The organism is Albidovulum sp., assembly GCF_041919395.1.
In the GTDB taxonomy this organism is placed as follows: domain Bacteria; phylum Pseudomonadota; class Alphaproteobacteria; order Rhodobacterales; family Rhodobacteraceae; genus Albidovulum.
In genome coordinates, this window is the sequence record NZ_JAYRTX010000191.1 from 1 (window position 1) to 2,051 (window position 2,051).

The 2,051-nt window shown below is 70.4% G+C and carries 4 protein-coding genes; 3 read left to right on the forward strand and 1 reads right to left on the reverse strand.

The window, feature by feature from the left end; translation table 11 throughout:
• The 3 genes from ispF to ACMUOO_RS17270 form a co-directional block, all read left to right on the forward strand.
• Positions 1-689: 2-C-methyl-D-erythritol 2,4-cyclodiphosphate synthase (gene ispF, locus ACMUOO_RS17260; RefSeq protein ID WP_413855814.1), on the forward strand; the 689-nt coding region annotated here is incomplete at its 5' end.
• Positions 686-1,189, forward strand: a complete 504-nt coding sequence (locus tag ACMUOO_RS17265) for a phosphatidylglycerophosphatase A (RefSeq protein ID WP_301918043.1) — start codon at positions 686-688, stop codon at positions 1,187-1,189. The genes ispF and ACMUOO_RS17265, both read left to right, overlap by 4 nt.
• Complete coding sequence (locus ACMUOO_RS17270; RefSeq protein WP_301918042.1) at positions 1,186-1,659, forward strand: CinA family protein; 474 nt, start codon at positions 1,186-1,188, stop codon at positions 1,657-1,659. Before ACMUOO_RS17265 ends, ACMUOO_RS17270 begins: the two co-directional genes overlap by 4 nt.
• On the opposite strand, the gene ACMUOO_RS17275 is transcribed toward ACMUOO_RS17270, so the two are convergent.
• A partial coding sequence (locus ACMUOO_RS17275; protein WP_413855815.1) for a type II toxin-antitoxin system RatA family toxin occupies positions 1,656-2,051 on the reverse strand: 396 nt, incomplete at its 5' end. The genes ACMUOO_RS17270 and ACMUOO_RS17275 overlap by 4 nt on opposite strands.

Consider the following 2,051-nt stretch of genomic DNA (forward strand, 5'->3'; position numbering starts at 1 on the left):
CCGGGCTCTGGCGCGCGCAGACGCCGCAGGGATTCCGCCTCGACGCGATCCTTGCCGCCTACCGCGCCCATCCCGGCCCCGCCGCCGACGACGTGGAGATCGCCCGCGCCGCCGGACTTGACGTCGCCATCGTCGAGGGCGAGGAGGAGAACATCAAGATCACCTGGCCCGGGGACTTCGCCCGCGCCGAAAGGATGCTGGGCAAAGCGATGGATATCCGCACCGGCAACGGCTTTGACGTCCATGCCTTCACCGCGGGCGATCACGTCACCCTGTGCGGGGTGCGCTTGCCGCATGAGAAGGCGCTTCTCGGTCATTCCGATGCCGATGTGGCAATGCATGCGCTGACCGACGCAATCTACGGTGCGCTCGCCGAGGGTGACATCGGCCGGCATTTCCCGCCGTCCGATCCGCAGTGGAAGGGCGCGGCGAGCGAGATCTTCCTTGCCCACGCCGCCGGGCTTGCCAGGCAGAGGGGTTATGCCCTTTCGAACGCCGACGTGACGATCATCTGCGAGCGCCCGAAGATCGGCCCGCATGCGATTGACATGGCACGTGAACTCGCCCGGATCACAGGTTCGGGCGCTGACCGGATCAGCGTCAAGGCGACGACATCCGAACGTCTCGGCTTCACCGGGCGCGAGGAAGGCATCGCCGCACTCGCCACCGTGACGCTGGTGCGGGCGTGACCCTGCCGCGCGCCATCGCCACCCTGTTCGGCGTCGGCCTCCTCAGGCCTGCCCCCGGCACATGGGGCTCGGCGGCGGCGCTCTGCCTCGGCGTGGCGATCGACCATCTCCTCGGCTTCCCCGCGCTCGCGCTGGCCACGCTCGCCGTGATCCCGCTCGGCTACTGGGCGGTGGCGCGGACCGTCGCGGGAACGGCCGACAAGGACCCGTCCGAGATCGTCATCGACGAGGTCGCGGGCCAGTGGATCGCGCTTCTCTTCCCCGCCGCCGCCTTCTGGAGCCGCGGGATGGAGGACTGGGCCCTGTCCGCCTGGCCCGGCTGGGCCGTGCCCTTCCTCTTCTTCCGGCTCTTCGACATCTGGAAACCCGGCCCGGTGGGCCGGGCCGACCGCAAGGGAACGGCCGGGGCGACGATGACGGACGACCTCTGGGCCGGTCTCTTCGCCGGACTTGCCACCGTGGCCGCGGCCGGGCTCTGGCACGGGGTCATGGGCCTATGACGAAGGCGGAGGAACTTCTCGCCGCCGCGCGAAGGTCGGGCGACCGGATCGCCACGGCCGAAAGCTGCACCGGCGGAATGGTCGGCGCGGCGATCACCGACGTGGCCGGCTCCTCCGACGTCTTCGACCGCGGCTTCATCACCTATTCCAACGCCGCCAAGACGGCGATGCTCGGTGTCGATCCCTGGCTGATCGAGACCCACGGCGCGGTAAGCGAGGAGGTTGCCCGCGCCATGGCCGAAGGCGCGCTCGACCGGGCGCTCGCCTCGCTCGCCGTGGCGGTCACCGGCATTGCCGGCCCCGGCGGATCGGAGCACAAGCCCGAGGGGCGGGTCTGCTTCGCGCTCGCCGCAACCGGGCGGCGCACCCGGACCGAGACGGTGGAGTTCGGCGCGATCGGCCGCGCCGGGGTGCGCCGGGCCACCGTCGATCATGCGCTCGACCTCCTGCTCGCCGCCACGCTCGGCTAGGACGGGCGGCCGTAGAGCGCCTCGGCCCGCGCCTCGAACGCCCTGACCACGCGGCGCATGGCTTCGTCGAAGACGACGCCGATCACTTTCTGCAGGATCGCGTTGCGGAACTCGAAATCGACGTGAAAGTCCACGTCGCAAAGGCCCTCGCCCGCGTCCCGGAACGCCCAGCGGGAATGCATGTGGCGGAACGGGCCGTCGAGATAGGTCGTGTCGATGGTCATGGCTGCGGGATCGAGCCGGACACGGCTGCCGAACCTTTCGCGGAAGACCTTGAAGGAAATCACGAGGTCGGCCTCCACTACCTCGCTGCCGTCGGGCTGCGGCGTGCGCGAACGCACCCGCGCGGCAGCCGTCCAGGGCAGGAACTCAGGGTAGCGCGGGACGTCCGC